The sequence below is a fragment of the Streptomyces sp. AC550_RSS872 genome, from assembly GCF_019049285.1.
Lineage (GTDB): Bacteria > Actinomycetota > Actinomycetes > Streptomycetales > Streptomycetaceae > Streptomyces.
In genome coordinates this window covers 42,126-60,705 of record NZ_JAGMUL010000040.1, presented here as the reverse complement: position 1 = coordinate 60,705, position 18,580 = coordinate 42,126, and the positions used below count along the sequence as shown (strand labels likewise).

The 18,580-nt window shown below is 72.7% G+C and carries 16 protein-coding genes, 1 rRNA gene and 1 pseudogene; 14 read left to right on the top strand and 4 right to left on the bottom strand.

The features are described from left to right. The 3 genes and pseudogenes from rrf to KUM44_RS18505 form a co-directional block, all read left to right on the top strand. Positions 1 to 96, top strand: a 5S ribosomal RNA gene (gene rrf, locus KUM44_RS18515); the annotation flags it as partial. A gap of 96 nt (positions 97 to 192) precedes the next feature. Continuing rightward, positions 193 to 1,290, top strand: a pseudogene (locus KUM44_RS45510) (hypothetical protein); the annotation flags it as partial. A gap of 12 nt (positions 1,291 to 1,302) precedes the next feature. Further along, the gene (locus KUM44_RS18505) at positions 1,303 to 2,076 is read left to right on the top strand and encodes a tetratricopeptide repeat protein (protein WP_217209104.1); all 774 of its coding nucleotides are present in this window, start codon (positions 1,303 to 1,305) and stop codon (positions 2,074 to 2,076) included. A 54-nt stretch (positions 2,077 to 2,130) separates the two neighbouring features. Here the strand turns inward: KUM44_RS18505 and KUM44_RS18500 are convergent, their stop codons facing one another. Next, the gene (locus KUM44_RS18500; protein ID WP_217209093.1) at positions 2,131 to 3,423 is read right to left on the bottom strand and encodes a DUF1015 domain-containing protein; all 1,293 of its coding nucleotides are present in this window, start codon (positions 3,421 to 3,423) and stop codon (positions 2,131 to 2,133) included. Between the two features lie 72 nt (positions 3,424 to 3,495). Here KUM44_RS18500 and KUM44_RS18495 point away from each other — a divergent pair, with 72 nt between their 5' ends. The 4 genes from KUM44_RS18495 to KUM44_RS18480 all read left to right on the top strand — a co-directional run bounded on the left by KUM44_RS18495 (position 3,496) and on the right by KUM44_RS18480 (position 7,687). Next, positions 3,496 to 4,524, top strand: coding sequence for an HAD hydrolase-like protein (locus tag KUM44_RS18495; protein WP_217209091.1), 1,029 nt, complete (start codon positions 3,496 to 3,498; stop codon positions 4,522 to 4,524). An 84-nt stretch (positions 4,525 to 4,608) separates the two neighbouring features. Then, a complete protein-coding gene (locus KUM44_RS18490) occupies positions 4,609 to 5,652 on the top strand; it encodes an iron ABC transporter permease (protein ID WP_217209089.1) in 1,044 nt (347 codons plus the stop codon). Between the two features lie 68 nt (positions 5,653 to 5,720). Continuing rightward, positions 5,721 to 6,776, top strand: coding sequence for an iron chelate uptake ABC transporter family permease subunit (locus KUM44_RS18485; RefSeq protein WP_217209102.1), 1,056 nt, complete (start codon positions 5,721 to 5,723; stop codon positions 6,774 to 6,776). Beyond that, the gene (locus tag KUM44_RS18480) at positions 6,773 to 7,687 is read left to right on the top strand and encodes an ABC transporter ATP-binding protein (protein WP_217209088.1); all 915 of its coding nucleotides are present in this window, start codon (positions 6,773 to 6,775) and stop codon (positions 7,685 to 7,687) included. Before KUM44_RS18485 ends, KUM44_RS18480 begins: the two co-directional genes overlap by 4 nt. Here KUM44_RS18480 and KUM44_RS18475 read toward each other — a convergent pair. Next, positions 7,671 to 8,018, bottom strand: a complete 348-nt coding sequence (locus tag KUM44_RS18475; protein WP_217209086.1) for an SCP2 sterol-binding domain-containing protein — start codon at positions 8,016 to 8,018, stop codon at positions 7,671 to 7,673. The genes KUM44_RS18480 and KUM44_RS18475 overlap by 17 nt on opposite strands. Positions 8,019 to 8,060: 42 nt before the next feature. On the opposite strand from KUM44_RS18475, the gene KUM44_RS18470 reads away from it, so the two are divergent. The 6 genes from KUM44_RS18470 to KUM44_RS18445 all read left to right on the top strand — a co-directional run bounded on the left by KUM44_RS18470 (position 8,061) and on the right by KUM44_RS18445 (position 14,386). After that, on the top strand, positions 8,061 to 8,438 hold the full coding sequence (locus KUM44_RS18470; RefSeq protein ID WP_217209084.1) for a hypothetical protein: 378 nt from the start codon (positions 8,061 to 8,063) through the stop codon (positions 8,436 to 8,438). A gap of 7 nt (positions 8,439 to 8,445) precedes the next feature. Then, a complete protein-coding gene (locus KUM44_RS18465) occupies positions 8,446 to 9,261 on the top strand; it encodes a TlyA family RNA methyltransferase (RefSeq protein WP_217209082.1) in 816 nt (271 codons plus the stop codon). Next, the gene (locus tag KUM44_RS18460; RefSeq protein WP_217209079.1) at positions 9,258 to 10,163 is read left to right on the top strand and encodes an NAD kinase; all 906 of its coding nucleotides are present in this window, start codon (positions 9,258 to 9,260) and stop codon (positions 10,161 to 10,163) included. Before KUM44_RS18465 ends, KUM44_RS18460 begins: the two co-directional genes overlap by 4 nt. Before the next feature lie 212 nt (positions 10,164 to 10,375). Continuing rightward, complete coding sequence (gene recN, locus KUM44_RS18455; protein WP_217209100.1) at positions 10,376 to 12,094, top strand: DNA repair protein RecN; 1,719 nt, start codon at positions 10,376 to 10,378, stop codon at positions 12,092 to 12,094. A gap of 91 nt (positions 12,095 to 12,185) precedes the next feature. After that, a complete protein-coding gene (locus tag KUM44_RS18450) occupies positions 12,186 to 12,950 on the top strand; it encodes a hypothetical protein (RefSeq protein WP_217209078.1) in 765 nt (254 codons plus the stop codon). 299 nt (positions 12,951 to 13,249) lie between these two features. Further along, positions 13,250 to 14,386: a glycosyltransferase family 4 protein gene (locus KUM44_RS18445; protein ID WP_217209076.1), complete on the top strand. Its 1,137-nt coding sequence runs from the start codon at positions 13,250 to 13,252 to the stop codon at positions 14,384 to 14,386. 44 nt (positions 14,387 to 14,430) lie between these two features. Here the strand turns inward: KUM44_RS18445 and KUM44_RS18440 are convergent, their stop codons facing one another. Further along, the gene (locus tag KUM44_RS18440; protein ID WP_217209074.1) at positions 14,431 to 16,083 is read right to left on the bottom strand and encodes a PucR family transcriptional regulator; all 1,653 of its coding nucleotides are present in this window, start codon (positions 16,081 to 16,083) and stop codon (positions 14,431 to 14,433) included. A 114-nt stretch (positions 16,084 to 16,197) separates the two neighbouring features. Here KUM44_RS18440 and KUM44_RS18435 point away from each other — a divergent pair, with 114 nt between their 5' ends. Beyond that, positions 16,198 to 17,157, top strand: coding sequence for an LLM class F420-dependent oxidoreductase (locus tag KUM44_RS18435; protein ID WP_217209073.1), 960 nt, complete (start codon positions 16,198 to 16,200; stop codon positions 17,155 to 17,157). A 6-nt stretch (positions 17,158 to 17,163) separates the two neighbouring features. Here KUM44_RS18435 and KUM44_RS18430 read toward each other — a convergent pair whose 3' ends face one another. Continuing rightward, positions 17,164 to 18,546, bottom strand: a complete 1,383-nt coding sequence (locus KUM44_RS18430) for an FAD-binding oxidoreductase (protein WP_217209070.1) — start codon at positions 18,544 to 18,546, stop codon at positions 17,164 to 17,166. Positions 18,547 to 18,580: the final 34 nt, after the last annotated feature.

The following is an 18,580-nucleotide window of genomic DNA, read 5'->3' as shown; positions in this document are numbered from 1 at the left end:
GAAACGCCCGGTTACATTCCGAACCCGGAAGCTAAGCCTTACAGCGCCGATGGTACTGCAGGGGGGACCCTGTGGGAGAGTAGGACGCCGCCGAACAATCTTTGGGAAGGACCCCTGGTCACCAGCGTTCAGCTGGGACCAGGGGTCCTTTCGTTTTTACAATGCTTGTAGTACCGAAGACAGGAGTCACCGATGTCCACCAACTCCCCCGACGAGCGACCGGAGCGCGACCAGCGGCGACGGGACAGTAGTGACCGTGGCGATCGTGGTAGCCGGGGGGAGCGCGGCGGGTTCCGTCGTGACAATGACCGTGGTGGCAGCGGCGCCGGCCGTGGCGGGTACGTCCGACGGGATGACCGACGTGACGACCGTCGGGGCGATGACCGACGTGACGACCGTCGGGGCGATGACCGCGGTGATCGGGGCGACAGGGGCGGCTTCCGGCGTGATGACAACCGCGGCAGCTATGGGCGCCGCGACGACCGCCGGGGCGGCGACGACCGCGGGGCTCGGCCGCCGTTCCGGCGTGATGACCGGCCCGCTGGGCCCCGTCGCGACGATCGCGACCGTGGTTTCCGGCGCGACGGTGACCGGCCTGCCTTCCGCCGGGACGACCGTGGCGAACGCGGCGATCGTGGGGTGAGGCGGGACGACGACCGCGGTGGCTTCCGGCGTGATGACAACCGCGGCAGCTATGGGCGCCGCGATGACCGCCGTGATGACCGTCGCGGCGACGACCGCGGTGGGTTCCGGCGTGATGACAACCGCGGCAGCTACGAGCGCCGTGACGACCGCCGCGACGGTGGTGACCGCGGCGATCGTGGTGGATACGGCCGCCGTGACGACCGTGACCGTGGTTTCCGGCGTGACGATCGCGGCGACCGTGGTGATCGTGGGGGCTTCCGTCGCGACGACAACCGCGGCAGCTATGAGCGCCGTGATGATCGCCGGGGCGACGACCGCGGTGGGTTCCGGCGTGATGACAACCGTGGCAGCTACGAGCGTCGTGATGATCGCCGGGGCGACGACCGCGGTGGGTTCCGGCGTGACGACCGCCGCGATGGCGGTGATCGCGGGGACCGCGGTGGCTTCCGACGCGATGACAACCGGGGCGAGCGCGGTGGGTTCCGTGGGCGGGACGACCGCAGGGACGATCGCGGCGGGCGCGGCCCCCGCAGGGACGACCGCGGTGGGCGGCCGGGTGGCTTCCGTGGGCGGGACGACCGGCGCGGTGGTGACGACCGGCGTGGTGGTGGCCGGTTCCGTGATGAGCGGGATCGGGACCGTGGCGACCGCGAGCCGATCAAGCGGCTTCCGATCCCCGAGGACGTCACGGGCGAGGAGATCGACAAGGACGTACGGCAGGAGCTTCAGAGTCTGCCGAAGACGCTCGCGGACGACGTCGCCAGGAACCTGGTGATGGTCGCGCGGCTCATCGACGAGGACCCCGAAGGCGCTTACGGCTACTCCAGGGTGGCCCTGCGGCTGGCGTCGCGGGTGGCGGCCGTACGTGAGGCGGCCGGGTTCGCGGCGTACGCGAACCAGAAGTACTCCGAGGCGCTTGCCGAGTTCAGGGCCGCGCGGCGGATGACCGGGACCGTGGACCTGTGGCCGCTCATGGCCGACTGCGAGCGTGGGCTCGGGCGGCCGGAGAAGGCGCTGGACATGGCCGGGGCGCCCGAGGTGCACAAGCTGGACAAGGCCGGGCAGGTGGAGATGCGGCTCGTCGCGGCCGGCGCTCGGCGTGACATGGGGCAGGTGGACGCGGCCATCGTGACGCTTCAGAGCCCCGAGCTCGCCTCCAACTCCGTGCAGCCGTGGACCGCGCGGCTGCGGTATGCGTACGCCGATGCGCTGCTGGCCGCCGGTCGGCGGGGCGAGGCGCGTGAGTGGTTCGCCAAGGCTGTCGAGGCCGACAAGGACGGCAGCACGGACGCGTCCGACCGGCTCGCCGAGCTGGACGGTGTCGAGTTCGTCGACGCCCTCGATGAGGACGAGGGCGAGAACGAGACCGAGGGCAGCGGGGACGGGCAGGCCCCGGCTGGGTCCGACTCCGACGAGGGCGACAAGGAGTAGGCGCGCGTGAAGTGAAGGGCGGGATTCCGGACAGGGGTCCCGCCCTTCGGCGTTTCAGAGGTCCAGTGCGCGCAGCACCAGGCCCGAGGCCGGTTTCGGGCCGAAGGACGTCGACTTGCGGGGCATCGTGACGCCCTGGCGGGCGAGGTCGCGTACGACGTCCTCGCGGACCGGGTGCATCAGGACGGCCGTACCGCCGTCGCGTTCCGCCTTGCCGACGGTGGCGGCGGTGTCGTGGATGTAGGCGATGCGGCTGGGGTCGTCCTCGGGGATGTGCCAGACGTGGGCGAGGAGTGTGGCGTGCAGGACCGTCGCGTCGAGGGTGCGCCAGGCGGCGGGGCGGTCGGTGGGGACCGTGCGGTCGAGGAGGGCCGGGTCCGGGTGGTCGAGGAGGTGGAAGGCGCCGTCTCCGGCGAGGAGATAGGCGTTGCCCGCGCAGGCCGCGTCGGCCAGGGCCTCCAGGGCCTCTGCGAGCGGGACTTCGAGGCGGCGTACGCGGAAGAGGCCGTCGAGGGCGGCCAGGGCGTCCGGTACGGGCAGGTCGTGCAGGAGGCGGTGGATGGCGCGGACGCGAAGGGGGTAGCGGGCCGTGTCGACCAGGAGGACGAGGCCGTAGTCCCAGGCGCTGGGTGAGGGGTGTTCCGCGCGGAGTCGGCGGTAGGTCGCCCAGCGGTGGTGGCCGTCGGCGATCAGGGCCTGGTGGCGGGTCAGATCGGACTGGACGTGGGCCAGGTCGGCCGGGTCGGTGATCGACCACAGGCGGTGGCTGAAGCCGTCCTCGGTGGTGGTCGAGAAGAGCGGCGGGCGTTCGACCGTGCGCTCGATGAGAGCGGTCGTGTCGGTGGCCGTGCCGGTGCCGCGGTAGGTCAGGAGCAGGGGTTCGAGGTTCGCCGAGGTGGCGCGCATCAGGTCCGCTCGGTCGGCGACCACGTGCGGCATGACGTCCTCGTGCGGCAGGACCAGGCCCTCCGCGGGCTCCGTCACACGCAGGGCGCCGATGACGCCGCGCTGGAGCATGCCGTCGCCGTCGCGCTGTTCGTAGACGTAGAGGCCAGGCTCGGGGTCGGCGGCCAGGACGCCTTCGGAGAGCCAGCGGCGGAGGGTCTTGGCCGCTTGTTCGTTGCGGGCGTCGGGGGTGGCGGCCTGGGGGAGGATCAGGCGGACGATGTTGTGCGGGTCGGCGTCCTGGAGGTGGTGCAGGCCGTCGGGGCGGACGACGACGTCGTACGGAGGGGATGTCACGGCGGCCAGGCCGCCGACCCGGTCGGGGTCGTAGCGAAGTCCTCGGAACGGGTTCAGTTCGAGGCCTCGGCGCTCCGTTGCTTCCGGGTGACCTGCTGTGTTCATCCCGGCATCGTACGGGTGTCAGTGGCATGGGGGATGATCGGGGGAAAGCCGTCGAACGAGGAGCGATGCGGAATGAGCCAGAGCGTCAGGACGAGGCCCGAGGGCAGTGGCCAGGCCCTGAGCGAGGCGTATGACACGGCGCTGCTCGACCTCGACGGAGTGGTGTACGCGGGCGGTGACGCGATCGTGCATGCCGTCGAGTCGCTCGCCTCGGCCCGGGCCGGCGGGATGCGTCTCGCGTACGTCACCAACAACGCTCTGCGGACTCCGGACACCGTGGCCGCGCATCTGACGGAGCTCGGCATACCGACCGGGGCGGGCGATGTCATCACCTCGGCGCAGGCGGTGGCGCGGCTGATCAGTGAGCAGGTGCCGGCGGGGGCGCGGGTGCTGGTGATCGGCGGGGAGGGGCTGCGGGTGGCGCTGCGGGAGCGTGGTCTGGAACCCGTCGAGTCGGCGGACGACGATCCGGCGGCGGTTGTGCAGGGGTTCGGCGGGCCGGAGCTGCCGTGGGGGCGCTTCGCGGAGGCTTCGTACGCCGTCGCGCGCGGTGTGCCGTGGTTCGCGTCCAACACCGATCTGACGATTCCGAGCGGGCGGGGCATAGCGCCGGGCAATGGTGCCGCGGTGGAGGTCGTAAGGATCGCCACCGGTGCCGAGCCGCAGGTGGCGGGCAAGCCGTTGCCTCCCATGCACCGGGAGACGATCCTGCGGACGGGTGCCGAGCGGCCGCTGGTGGTGGGGGACCGGCTGGACACGGACATCGAGGGCGCGTTCAACGGGGAGGTCGACTCGCTGCTCGTGCTGACCGGCGTGACCGACGGCGCCCTGCTGCTCGCGGCGCCGCCGCAGCACCGGCCGACGTATGTCGACGCCGATCTGCGGGGGTTGCTCGGCGGACAGCCGGAGGTCTCCGCGGCCGGGGAGGGTTTCCGGTGCGGTGGCTGGACGGCGACCGCCAGGGCAGAGCGGCTGGAACTCGACGGTGACGGTGCGGCCTTGGACGGGCTGCGGGCGCTGTGCGCGGCGGCCTGGACCGCGGCCGGGGACGGCTCGTGCACGCTGGACGCGGGTAAGGAGCTGGCGCGGCTGGGGTTGTGACGCCGAGGCGAGGGGCCGGAGCCGGGGTTGTGACGTCGTACGGTGGGATCGTGGCTGAATGGGAGGGTAGGCTAACCTAACCGCGTGTTGGTCGACAGTCCTCCCGAACAGCGCGCGGAGTCCCCGTCCGCGCCTCCAACCCGATGGGCGATACGTACCGTTGGGCTGCTCGTCTCTGTCCTGATTCTGGTGGTCGTCGCGTTGGCGAGCATCGCGATCGGGGCGAAACAGCTGTCCCTGGGGGAGGTCTGGCACGGACTGTTCGAGAGTTCCGGGACCTACGGGGACGTCGTGGTCGACGACCGGATCTCGCGTACGGTCCTCGGGCTGCTCGCCGGTGCCGCACTCGGCCTCGCCGGTGCCGTGCTACAGGCGCTCACCCGTAATCCGCTCGCCGATCCCGGTCTGCTCGGCATCAACGCGGGCGCGTCCGCCGCGGTCGTCACCGCCATCACCTTCTTCGGCGTCACCAGCCTGAGCGGCTACGTCTGGTTCGCCTTCGTCGGCGCTGCCGCGGTCGGCGCGGTGGTCTGGTTCCTCGGCGGCAGTCGGGGTGCCACGCCGGTGCGGCTCGCGCTCGCCGGTACGGCGATCAGCGCCGCGCTGTACGGCTATCTCCAAGCCGTGATGATCATGGACGATGCGGCGCTGAACAAGATGCGCTTCTGGACGGTCGGTTCGCTGACCTCGGCCACGGACTCGACCATCAAGCAGGTGTTGCCGTTCCTCGTCGTCGGCATGGTCCTCGCGCTCGCCCTCGCCCGGCCGCTCAACGCCATGGAGATGGGTGACGACACCGCCAAGGCCCTTGGCGCGCATCTGAACCGCACCCGGGTGCTGTCGATGCTCGCCGCGACCGTGTTGTGCGGGGCCGCGACCGCCGCCTGCGGGCCGATCGTGTTCGTCGGCCTGATGGTGCCGCACGTCGTGCGCTCCTTCACCGGGCCCGACCTGCGCTGGATCCTGCCGTACGCGGCCGTCCTGTCGCCGGTGCTGCTGCTCGGCGCCGATGTCCTCGGCCGGATCGTGGCCCGACCGTCGGAGCTCCAGGTCGGCATCGTCACCGCGATCCTCGGCGGACCGGTCTTCATCTTTCTCGTACGACGGCGGAGGACGGCCCAGCTGTGAAGACCGCACTGAAGAAGGAAGCGACGAGCGAAGAGAAGAGCGACGCGCGGGGGGCGGCGAGGAGTGCGGTGAAGCCGGCCCGGGCGTCCCGGGCCAGCCGTGCCGTGCGGGCCCCGGGCGGGCTCTCCGTCCGGCTGGACGTCCGGGCGCTGACCGTCGTCGTGCTGTTGCTGCTGGCCGCGCTCGCCGCGACCGTGGTGCTGATCGGCACCGGCGACTTCCCGATCTCGGCGGGCGACGTACTCAGGACGCTGGTCGGCGACGGCAACGCGGGGCAGGAGTTCATCGTCAACGAGCTGCGGCTGCCGCGGGTCCTCGTCGGGCTCCTCGTCGGGGCCGCGCTCGGCCTCGGCGGTGCGCTGTTCCAGGCGCTGTCACGCAACCCGTTGGGCAGCCCCGACATCCTCGGCCTCGGACAGGGGGCCACGGCCGGCGCGCTCGTGATGATCGTGCTGTTCTCCGGGGACGCCGGCCAGGTCACCATCGGTGCGCTCGTGGGCGGACTCGCGACCGGGCTCGCCATCTATCTGCTCGCCTGGAAGCGGGGCGTGCACGGCTATCGACTGGTCCTGGTCGGTATCGGCATGTCCGCGATCATGACAGCGGTCAACGGCTATCTGCTGACCAAGGCCGACCTGGTCGACGCGGCCCGCGCGCTCGTGTGGATGACCGGCTCCCTCAGCGGCCGTGACTGGGCCCAGGTCTGGCCGCTGCTCGCGCTCTGCGCCGTCCTCGTACCGCTCGTCCTCGCCAACGCGCGCGGGCTGCGGATGATGGAGATGGGCGACGACGTCTCGTACGCCCTCGGGGTGCGCGTCGAACGCGTACGGCTGCTGATGATGCTGTCCGCCGTGCTGCTCACCGCGGCCGCCACCGCCGCCGCGGGACCCGTCAGCTTCGTGGCGCTCACCGCCCCGCAGCTCGCCCGGCGCCTGACCCGCTCGCCCGGGCCGAACCTGCTGCCCTCGCTCTGCATGGGCGCCGCCCTTCTCGTCACCGCCGACTGGATCTCCCAGCGGGTCTTCGGCGCCGACCAGCTGCCCGTGGGCGTGGTCACGGGCGTGCTCGGCGGCGTGTATCTGCTGTGGCTGCTGGTCACCGAGCGCAAGGCGGGCCGGATATGAGCGCCGGTAGGAGCAACGAGAACAGCAGTGGGCTGAACAACCGAAGGAGCACCGTGAACCGCCTGTCCGCCGACAACGTCACCCTCGCCTACGACCAGCGGGTCATCGCCGAGCAGCTGTCGGTGGAGATACCCGACAACTCCTTCACCGTGATCGTCGGCCCGAACGCGTGCGGCAAGTCCACGCTGCTGCGGGCCCTGTCACGGATGCTCAAGCCCAGCCAGGGCCACGTCCTGCTGGACGGGCAGATCATCCAGTCGATGCCGGCGAAGAAGGTCGCCCGCACACTGGGCCTGCTGCCCCAGTCGTCGATCGCGCCCGACGGGATCACCGTCGCCGACCTGGTGGGCCGCGGCCGGTACCCGCACCAGGGCATCCTGCGCCAGTGGTCGACCGAGGACGAGCGGGTCGTACAGGAGTCCATGGAGCAGACCGGGGTCGCCGAGCTCGCGGATCGCTATGTCGACGAACTGTCCGGCGGTCAGCGCCAACGCGTATGGATCGCGATGGCGCTCGCCCAGCAGACACCGCTGCTGCTGCTCGACGAGCCGACCACCTACCTCGACATCCAGCACCAGATCGACGTCCTCGACCTGTGCGCCCAGCTGCACGAGGAGCAGGGGCGCACGCTGGTCGCCGTCCTGCACGACCTCAACCACGCCGCCCGGTACGCCACCCACCTCATCGCCCTGCGCGGCGGGGCCGTGATCGCCGAGGGCGCGCCCAGCGACATCGTCACGGCCGAGCTGGTCGAGGACGTGTTCGGGCTGCGGTGCCAGGTCATCGACGACCCGGAGACGGGGACGCCGCTGGTGGTGCCGGCGGCGCGGAAGGCGCGCGAGCAGGTCAGGAAGGAGCCGGTCGACCAGGGCGGGCAGGCCGAGAAGGTGGCGGCTACAGAAGCTTTCTGAGCGTCAGCAGGTCGCGCACACCCGCGTGCAGCTTCACCCGGCCCGAGCCCCAGGCCTTGGCGAAGTGCAGCTCGCCGCCGACCAGGGCGACCAGGTCGTCGCCGGTCATGCTCAGTCTGATCTGGGCCTTCTCGCGGGGCGGGCCCTGGATCGTCTCGTGGACATGGATCCGGCCGCCCGACATGCGGCCGGCGAAGGTGACGTCCAGGTCGGTGATGTGGCAGCTCACCGAGCGGTCCAGGGCCGCGGCCGTGCGGGCGTCCCCTTCGGCGCGCTGCATGTTGTCCGAGAGCTTTTCGAGTGCTGCGCGGCACTCCTCAGTCGTGGCCATCGCGATCGACGGTACCCCAGCGGTTCGGGGTAGCGTCTGGGCATGAGCGACACGGTTCCGGAGACGGAGATCCCGGAGATCCCGCAGGAGGCGGCCGAGGCGGAGGCCGGAGCGAAGGCCGAGCTCGCGGTCGAACCAGTCGAACCAGTCGAACCGGTCGCAGCGGTCGAGACGGCCGAGGCGGTCGAACCCGAGTACGACCCGGCCGCCCCCGCCCCGCTGAACATCCCCCGCACCCTCACCGGCAACGCCGACGTCGACGCCCAGCTGGAGCGGCTGGGTGATGCCGACCACCTCGCCACCGACGGGCATGTCGAGGTGTACGAGGATGTACACCGGGGGCTGCGCGACGCGCTCACCGCGCTCGACGCCCGCCCGGGACCTCCGGCGCCCCCGTCGATGCCTGGGATGAGGAGCTGAACCGAACGTGGCAGGAGTCGCACGCCGCCGTCTCGACGCGGAGCTGGTCCGCCGGAAGCTCGCGCGCTCGCGCGAGCACGCCAGCCAGCTGATCGCCGCCGGGCGGGTCACCGTCGGCAAGACCGTCGCGACCAAGCCGGCCACGCAGGTGGAGACCGCGGCGGCGATCGTGGTGTCCACCGACGACAGCGAGCCCGAGTACGTCTCGCGCGGCGGGCACAAACTCGCGGGCGCGCTGGAGGCCTTCGTGCCCCAGGGGCTCGTGGTGAAGGGGCGGCGAGCACTGGACGCCGGCGCGTCCACCGGGGGTTTCACCGACGTCCTGCTGCGATCGGGGGCCGTCCATGTCGTCGCTGTGGACGTCGGATACGGACAACTCGCCTGGACTCTCCAAAGCGATGAACGCGTCACCGTCAAGGACCGTACGAACGTACGCGAGTTGACGCTCGAAGCGATCGATGGGGAACCAGTGGATCTTGTCGTGGGGGATCTGTCCTTCATCCCGCTCGGACTGGTACTGCCCGCCCTGGTGCGGTGCGTGAAGCCGGACGCCGATCTGGTGATGATGGTCAAGCCGCAGTTCGAGGTGGGGAAGGAACGGCTGGGCAGCGGGGGAGTCGTACGGAGTCCGCAGCTGCGGGCGGAGGCCGTGCGGGGAGTCGCCGGGAAGGCGTGGGAACTCGGGCTCGGAGTGAAGGGCGTCACGGCGAGTCCGTTGCCCGGCCCCTCCGGGAATGTCGAGTACTTTCTGTGGCTGCGTGCCGGGGCGCCCGCCCTGGACCCGGCCGACGTTGACCGTGCAGTTGCGGAGGGGCCGCGTTGACACCGAACCGAGCTCGTACTGTTTTTCTGCTCGCCCACACGGGGCGGCCCGCGGCGATTCGCAGCGCCGAGCTGGTGGTCAAGGGGCTGCTGAGGTCGGGGATCGGTGTGCGGGTCCTGGAGTACGAGGCGGCCGACCTGCCGCTGCCGCCCGAGGTGGAGCTCGTCAAGGAGGCGACTCCGCAGTGCCTCGACGGGTGCGAGCTGCTGATCGTGCTGGGCGGCGACGGGACGCTGCTGCGCGGCGCCGAGTTCGCCCGGGCGTCCGGGGTGCCGATGCTGGGTGTCAACCTCGGGCGCGTCGGGTTCCTCGCGGAGGCCGAGCGGGACGATCTCGACAAGGTTGTCGACCGGGTCGTGACCAAGGCGTACGAGGTCGAGGAGCGGATGACGGTCGACGTCGTCGTGCATCAGAACGGCGACATCGTGCACACGGACTGGGCGCTGAACGAGGCGGCCGTGCAGAAGGCCGGGGCCGAGAAGCTGCTCGAGGTCGTGCTGGAGATCGACGGGCGGCCGGTGACGGGGTTCGGGTGCGACGGGATCGTGCTGTCCACGCCTACCGGGTCTACGGCTTACGCGTTCTCCGCGGGTGGGCCTGTGGTGTGGCCCGAGGTCGAGGCGTTGCTGATGGTGCCGATCAGTGCGCATGCGTTGTTCGCGAAGCCGTTGGTGACCTCGCCGGATTCCGTGCTTGCGGTGGAGGTTCTGCCGCATGTCCCGCCGGGGGTTTTGTGGTGTGACGGGCGGCGGACCGTGGAGTTGCCGCCGGGGGCGCGGGTGGAGGTGCGGCGGGGGGCTGTGCCGGTGCGGCTTGCTCGGCTGCATCATGCGTCGTTCACGGATCGGTTGGTGGCGAAGTTCGCGTTGCCGGTTTCCGGGTGGCGTGGGGCGCCTCATTAGCCCATTCGCAGTGGGGTGAGGGGTGCGTTTGGCGGCTGCGGGTCCGTTGTGGCTGGTCGCGCAGTTCCCCGCGCCCCTTAAGGCGTTGCACTCGCCCGGGTGACAATGTGCTGCCGATATGCATTCGTCACCTGGACCTTCACATGACTGGGGCCGGGGGGCGTCGCACTCCCGGTACCCGACCTCGTAAGGTCGTGTCCGTGTTGGAGGAGATGCGGATACGGTCGCTCGGAGTCATCGATGACGCGGTCGTCGAGCTGTCGCCGGGGTTCACCGCTGTCACGGGTGAGACGGGTGCGGGCAAGACCATGGTGGTCACGAGCCTGGGTCTGTTGCTCGGTGGGCGGGCGGACCCGGCGCTCGTGCGGATCGGGGCCGAGAAGGCGGTCGTGGAGGGGCGGATCGCCGTGTCCTCGGGCGCGCCGGTCGTCGTACGGGTCGAGGAGGCCGGGGCGGAGCTCGACGACGGGGCGTTGCTGATCAGCCGTACCGTTTCCGCCGAGGGGCGGTCGCGGGCGCATCTGGGCGGGCGCAGTGTGCCCGTGGGGATGCTGGCCGAGCTCGCCGACGAGCTGGTGGCCGTGCACGGGCAGACCGATCAGCAGGGGCTGCTGAAGCTGGCCCGGCAGCGGCAGGCGCTCGACCGGTACGCGGGGGATTCCGTCGCCGTGCCGCTCGCCAAGTACGGCGAGGCGTACCGGCGGCTGCGGGCCGTCTCCGTCGAGCTGGACGAGATCGTCACACGCGCGCGTGAGCGGGCCCAGGAAGCCGACATGCTGCGGTTCGGGCTCGACGAGATCGCCGGGGTCGAGCCGCGGGCCGGGGAGGACGTGGAGCTCGCGGAGGAGGCCGAGCGGCTGGGGCACGCGGAGGCGCTGTCGTCGGCCGCCACGGCCGCTCACGCGGCGCTCGCAGGCAATCCGGAGGACCCCGAGGGCATCGACGCGGCGACGCTCGTCGCGGGCGCGCAGCGGGCCCTGGACGCCGTGCGGTCGCACGATCCGGCGCTGGCCGCGCTGACCGACCGGATCGGTGAGATCGGGATCCTGCTGGGCGATGTCGCCGGGGAGCTGGCGGGGTACGCCGACGACCTGGACGCCGATCCCCTGCGGCTCGCGGCCGTCGAGGAGCGGCGGGCCGCGCTGACCGCGCTCACGCGGAAGTACGGCGAGAACGTCGCCGCCGTGCTCGCCTGGGCCGAGGAGAGCGCCGCCCGGCTGACCGAGCTGGACGGAGACGACGAGCGGATCGGGGAGCTGACCGCCGAACGGGACGCGTTGCGGGTCGAGCTGGGCGGGCTGGCACAGGCGCTGACCGACGCGCGGACGGACGCCGCCGAGCGGTTCGCCGCCGCGGTGACCGCCGAGCTGGCCTCGCTCGCGATGCCGCACGCGCGCGTGTCCTTCGACATCCGGCAGACCGAGGACCCGGAGGGCGTGGAGGTCGGCGGGCGTACGGTCGCCTACGGGCCGTCCGGTGCGGACGAGGTCGAGCTGCTGCTCGCCCCGCACCCGGGAGCGCCGCCCCGGCCGATCGCCAAGGGCGCGTCCGGCGGTGAGCTCTCGCGCGTGATGCTCGCCGTGGAGGTCGTGTTCGCGGGGACCGATCCCGTGCCGACGTATCTCTTCGACGAGGTCGACGCGGGTGTCGGTGGCAAGGCGGCCGTGGAGATCGGGCGGCGCCTGGCCCGGCTGGCCAAGAGCGCGCAGGTCGTCGTGGTGACCCACCTGCCGCAGGTCGCCGCCTTCGCCGACCGCCAGTTGCTCGTCGAGAAGACCAACGACGGGTCGGTCACCCGGTCCGGCGTGAAGGTCCTGGAGGGCGAGGAGCGGATCCGGGAGCTGTCCCGGATGCTCGCCGGGCAGGAGGACTCGGAGACAGCGCGGGCCCATGCGGAGGAGTTGCTGGCTACGGCTCGCGCGGACGCGTAGGAGGGCGGGGCTTCCCGCGTGGGCGGCTCCGATCGCCTGGGCGGGCCCCGCGCAGGGCCGGGCTGTCAGTGGTGGACCGTAGGGTGGCCGAATGAGCGAACGTGCCTCTCGGACCACCGCCTTCGGCCTCTCCGCGGCCCTCACCCGCGCCGCCGTCGCCGCCCTGCGCGCCAAGGCACCCGGCGGCCATGACCGCTGGGAGCGGAAGAACTGCGCCGGGCGGACGGTGGAGTTGTACGCCGGGCCCGCCTCCGCCCTGGCGGCCGCGGTCGGAGCCGGGCGGCTCTCGCCGGCGGCAGGGGCCGCCGTGGCGGTCGCGGGGGTCTGCGGGGGATACGACGACGTGGCGGGTGCCGATGACCCCCGGCGTGGGTTCCGGGCGCACCTCGGTGCGCTTCGGGACGGTGAAGTCACCAGCGGGGCCGTCAAGTTGTTCGGGATATCCGCCGCCGGGCTCGTCGCGGGGGCGGTCCTGAAGGAACGGCTCCTGGACAAGCTGCTCGCCGGGGTCGTGATCGCCGGCGCCGCGCACTTCGTGAACCTCGTCGACGTACGGCCCGGTCGGGCCGCCGCCGCGGTGCTCGCGCTCGGTGCGCCGGGGCTGCTGCGCTCCGGACACGGTGGCGCGTTGGCCGCCGGTGCCATGGGAGCAGCCGCGGCCGTCCTGCCCGACGACCTCGGGGAGCGGGCGATGATCGGCGACTCCGGCGCCCATGCCCTGGGCGCGGCCCTGGGTGCGGCTGTCGTCGCCGGGAACGGGCGGGCCGGGCTGGTCGCTCATGCCGCCGCTGTCGTGGCCGCCGCGGTGTACGGCGACAAGGTGAGCGCGTTCGCACGAGGCGCCGACGCGCCGTGAGGTCAGTGGGGCTCGGTGCGCCACACCGGTGCACGCCGGTCGCCGCCGAAACGTGCTCCACGCGCGCATGTTCGGCCACCATCCCCACCCCGGATCACTCGTGCAGGTGACTCCGGCCACCGAGTTGCCCGGCACCCGGGCCGCCCGGGGCCTGCCGGCGTTCCCGGAACGGCCGTACGTCCTGGCATCCTTGGCGTAAACACGTCGTACGCGTAGGGATTCTCGCGGTGCACCCCGTCCGCCCGATCCTTCTGTACGTTCTTCGTGACCGCCCGACCCGAAGCAGGAGCCCTGGCCACGTGACCCCCGCCAGCAGCCATGCACCGCACGGCCAGTCCTCGCTGCGCACCGTGCAGGTGCTGGGCGGTGGCAACGCCGGCAGTAGCGCGCATGTGCGATCACTGGCCTCGGGGCTGGTCGCGCGGGGCGTGCGGGTCACCGTGTGTGCCCCCGTCGAGGCCGATCAGCTCTATGACTTCACGGGGGCCGGCGCCGACCATGTGCATGTGCCGCGCAGCAGCGATCCCGGCTCGGTGGCGGCCCTGCGGGCGGCGTGCGCGGAGGCCGACCTGGTGCACGCGCACGGGCTGCACGCCTCCTTCCGCGCGGTGCTCGCGCTGAGCGGGCGGCGCACCCCGCTCGTCGTCACCTGGCACGACCGGGCACATGCCGAGGGAGCCCGCGCCCATCTCGTACGGCTGTTGGAGCGGCGGGTCGTCAAAGCCGCCTCCGTCGTGCTCGGGACCACCTCGGCGCTCGTGGACCGGGCCCGCCGGACCGGCGCCCGGGACGCGCGCCTGGCCGCTGTCGCCATGCCCGGCCCCCTCCGCGCCGTCGAGCACGACGACCCCGACCGGCTGCGGCCCAAGGTCCGGGCCGAACTCGGGGCCACCGGACGGCCGTTGCTGATTGCCGTCGGCTCACTGGAGCGGCACCGCGGGTACGACGTGCTGCTGGACGCCTCGCGCGCGTGGCTGCGGCTCGACCCCGTGCCGTTGGTCGTGATCGCGGGGGAGGGGACGCAGCGGGCCGAGCTCCAGCGTCGGATCGAGGACGAGGAGCTGCCCGTGCGGCTGATCGGGCGGCGCGACGACGTCTCCGAGCTGCTCGCCGCCGCCGATGTGGCGCTCCTGCCCAGCAGTTGGGAGTCCCGGTCCGTCCTCGCCCAGGAGGCCCTGCACGCACGCGTGCCGCTCGTCGCCACCGAGGTGGGTGGCGTACCGGAACTCGTCGGCGACGCGGCCGAACTCGTCCCGTACGGCGATGCGAAGGCCCTCGCCGACGCCGTCGTCCGGCTGCTCGGCGACCCCGAGCGGCGGGAGCTGCTCAGGGAGCGCGGCGTGCGGCAGACGGCCACCTGGCCGACCGAGGACGAGACGGTGGCCCAAGTCCTCAGCGTGTACGACGAGTTGACCCAGCCCCGGTTCGTGATCTAGACGCCTCGGCCCCGGCACGCGCGTCCGACCCCAGCTGCCTCCGGCTATCCCGCATGCCTTCGCGCCCGGAGTGCCAGGCTCAACGCCAGCACCGTCTGCGGGTCGTCGAGGTCGGTGCCGAGCAACTCGCCGATGCGGGCGAGGCGGTTGTAGAGGGTCTGCCGGTTGAGGTGCAGCTCACGGGCGGTCTCCGCCTTGCGGCCCGCGTGGGCCAAGTACGTCTCCAGGGTGGGCAGCAGGGGCGGCTTCGAGCGGTTGTCGTGCTCGCGGAGCGGGCCGATCGCGCGGTCCACGAAGGCCGCGAGGTCCGGGTGGTCACGCAGCCGCCACAGCAGCAGGTCGATGTCCAGGCGCCGGGCGTCGTACCAGGGGCGGTCGGTCAGGCCCTGCGCCGCCGTCGCCGTCTCCGCCGCGTGTCTGAGGCCCGCCGAGGCCGCCGCCCAGCCGCCGGCCACGCCGACGACCACGACCGGCGGCGGCGCCCCGGGCCGCTGCACCCCGGCCCGCTCCACGCCCGCCCGCAGCGCCACCGCGACCCGGTCCGCGACCGCCGACCGGTCCGCCTCCGCACGCAGGCCCAGCAGCAGCGGCACCCGGCCCTCCACCGGCCGTACGCCCAACAGCACCGGCACCCCCACCGAGGCCAGTTCTTCGCCGACCGCGCGGGCCAGCACCGCCCAGCCTCCGCCGGGGGACGGCGCGTCCCCCAGCCGCATCACGACCGGCAGCAACGGGCCCTCACCCGGCTTGAAGCCCAGCACGCGCGCCTGTGCCGGGGCGTCCTCGGCGGCGACACGGCCCTCCGCGAGGTCGGTCAGGAAGTCGCCGCGCCCGCGCGCCGCCAGCTCATCCTCCTGCCGTGCCTGCATCAGCACCACGGCCAGGATGCCCGCGGCCCGCTCGGCGGCGATCCGGTGCACCGGGGCCAGAGGGTTCCGTACGGGGAGCAGAACCAGACGGGCCCGGACCGACACCGTTCCCGGGCCGCCCCCGGGAACATCCACCAGCACCGAACCGGCGGGCGGCGGCCCCTCCTTGTGCTGCCCCCGCAGCCCCTCCCACACCTGAAGCGGATCCGCGCCCTCCGGACCGGCCCCGGCGGCGTACAGCAGCTGCCCGTCCGTCGTCTCCAGGAAGACCGGGTTGCCGCTGAAGTCGGCCAGGATGCCGAGCACTTGGGGCACTCCACCGCCGCCGAGCAGGGCTTTTGTGCAGCGGCGGTGCACCTCCTCCGCGCGTTGCAGCAGCGCGTAGTGGCCGTTGACGATCTCGGTGTGGATCTCCTCGGTGACCGTCACGAACGGCACCTCGCGATGCAGCTGGACCAGCGGCAGACCGGCCGCACGGGCCGTGTCGACCAGCGTGGCGGGCAGCCGGGTGAAGCGGGTGCCGAGCTCGATGACCAGGGCCGCGATGCCGCGCTCGGCCAGGGTGCGCACGAACGCGCGCTGGTCGGCGGGGCGGGTGCCGATGCCGTAGCCCGTGGTCAGCAGCAGTTCCCCGCCCTTGAGCAGCGAGGCGATGTTGGGCGCCTCGCCCGCGTGCACCCAGCGCACGGTCCGCCCCAGCCGGTCGGCGCCCGCGAGGACCTCCGGAAGCCCGCTGCGCAGGCCGGGCAGCTCCAGCGCCCGGCGCACGGTGATCCCGGCGCTGTGCGTGTCGAATCCGCTGCTCATCCCGCCCGTACCGCTGTCCATGAGGCGGACGCTACCTGTGGGCACGGCTCCGCGGCATATCCAGCCGGATGCGCGCCTTGACGAAGTGATCACCGCGCCGGATTGGGGTGCGCCCGTCGGGGTAGCGGCGTCGGCATGGACTTCAGCGTGGTTGCCGTGGCACGGGAGGACGACAGTCCGGTCGAGGAGCCGCTGCGGGTGGCGGTGGCCGCCGACCGGCTCGGGTACCGAGAGGTGTGGGCGGGGGAGGGGCCGACCTGGGACTCCTTCGTCCTCGCCGCGGCCATCGGGCGGGCCACCGAGCGGGTCGCGCTGACGGCCGGTCCCGTGGCGGTGTCGGTGCGCGAGCCGTTCGGGATCGCGCGGGGCGCCGCCTCGGTCGCCGCCGTCACGGGGCGGCCGGTCGGGGTGGCGCTGGGGACGTCCAGCAAGCGGGTCGTCGAGGGCGTGCACGGGGTGCCGAGGGTGCGGCCCGCGGCGGCGATGGAGGCCTCCGCGGCGGCCCTGCGCGTCTTCCTGTACGGCGAGCCCGGTGAGCCGATCGTCCCCGGCAGCGTCTTCCCGCGCCGCCTCCCACCGCCCGGCGGCCCGCTCACGGTGGCGGCGTTCGGTGACCGTGCCATCGCCACGGCCGCGACGCACTCCGACCGGATGCTGCTCGACCTCGTCTCGCCGGACCAGGTGCGGACGCTGCGGGCCAAGCTGACGGCGGCCGCCGAACGCGCGGGCCGTACGCCGCCGACGCTGGCCTCCTGGCTGCCGGCCGCCGTCGATCCGGACCCGGAGTCCCTCGCGCAGGTCCTGCGCAGCGTCGCCGGGTATCTGACGGTGCCCGGCTACAGCGACATGTTCGAGGCGGCCGGCTTCGGGGAGGCGGTGGAGCTGGCCCGTACCGGCGCCGACTCCGGCACGCTGGTGCGGGCACTGCCCGCCGCGGCGGCCGGCACGGTCGGTCTGGTGGGCGACCTGGACGCCGTACGCGCGCGGGTGGCGGAGTACGCCGACGCCGGCCTCGACGAGATCGCCCTCGTGCCGGCGACGGCCGGAGACCCGGGCGGGGAACGGACGCTGACGGCGTTCCGGCGAGCCTGGTGAGCGTGCTCAGGCCGGCCGGATGTTGTGATTGAACCGGAAGACGTTGTCCGGGTCGTAGCGCCGCTTCAGCTCCGCCAGCCGACGGGTGTTCCCGGCGCCCAGACCGGCCACCACACGCTCCGCGCCCTCGTCGCCGATGAAGTTCAGATAGACCGCGCCGCTGCTCCACGGCCGTACCTCCGCGCGGACGTCCCGCACCCACTGCCTGCACCGCTCGTCGTCCGCCGGGTCCTGCCACATGCCGTACGGGTGCACCGCCCAGGGGGCGTCCCGGTACGGCACCGGGTACTCGTGCGGACCGGCGGAGATCGCCCCGCCCTGCGGCAGGAGGACGTGCTGGGTGCCGGTCGGCACGGGCATGGACCGCCCGGCCGCGCAGTAGACGTCGACGAGGTCGTCCGGTGCGCCCGTCAGGTACTCCGCCGACCAGTAGTGCCGCATGCCGGGCGGATCGTCGATCATGCACTGCACGTCGGCGTACGGCATCGCGCCGACGATCTCCGCCTCGTGCGGCAGCGCCAGCAGCGGCTCGGCGTACTTGCGCATGTCCTGCTCGGCGCCGGCGTACGTCAGGAGCGCACCGCACACCAGATCGCCGACGAGGGAGGGCGGTACGAACTCCTCGGGCGGGCCGGTGAAGTGGATGATGCCGCCGCCCACCTCGTCCGGGCCGGACTCGATCACGTCGCGGAAGGTGCGCACGGCGTCCGGCGCGAACTCGGGCCGGTACAGCACCAGCGCGATGGCGAACTCGGGCAGCTCGTGCAGCTCCAGCGTGATCGCGGTGGCGATGCCGAAGTTGCCGCCGCCCCCGTGCAGGGCCCAGAACAGGTCCGGGTTCTCGTCCGCGTTGGCGTGGACCCGGCCGCCGTCGGCGGTGACCAGCTCCACGCCGAGCAGATTGTCCACGGCGAGGCCGCACCAGCGGTCCAGCCAGCCCGTGCCGCCGCCGAGGACGAAGCCGCCGACGCCGGTGGTCGACGCCCGGCCACCGGTCGTGGCGAGGCCGTACACCTGGGTGGCGCGGTCCAGGTCGCTCATCGTGGCCCCGCCCGAGACCCGTACCGCCTCGGCCGCGGGGTCGACGGTGACCGCGCGCATATGGCGCAGGTCGATCACCAGACCGTTGTCGTTGAGCGCCATGCCCGCCACGCTGTGCCCGCCGCCGCGCACCGCGATGTGCAGGTCCAGGTCCCTGGCGAACCGCACGGCCCGGACGACGTCGTCCTCGTCCACGCACTGCGCGATCACCGCGGGCCGCCGGTCGATCATGGTGTTGAAGACGACCCGCGCGTCGTCGTAACCGAAGTCCCCCGGCGCGAACACATCACCGGCGAGATCCTCGCGCAGCGCGGCGAGGGCCGCGCCCGCCTTGGAGTGGGTAGCCATGGCCGCCCCCTTCCGACAAGGGGCAAGACAAGCG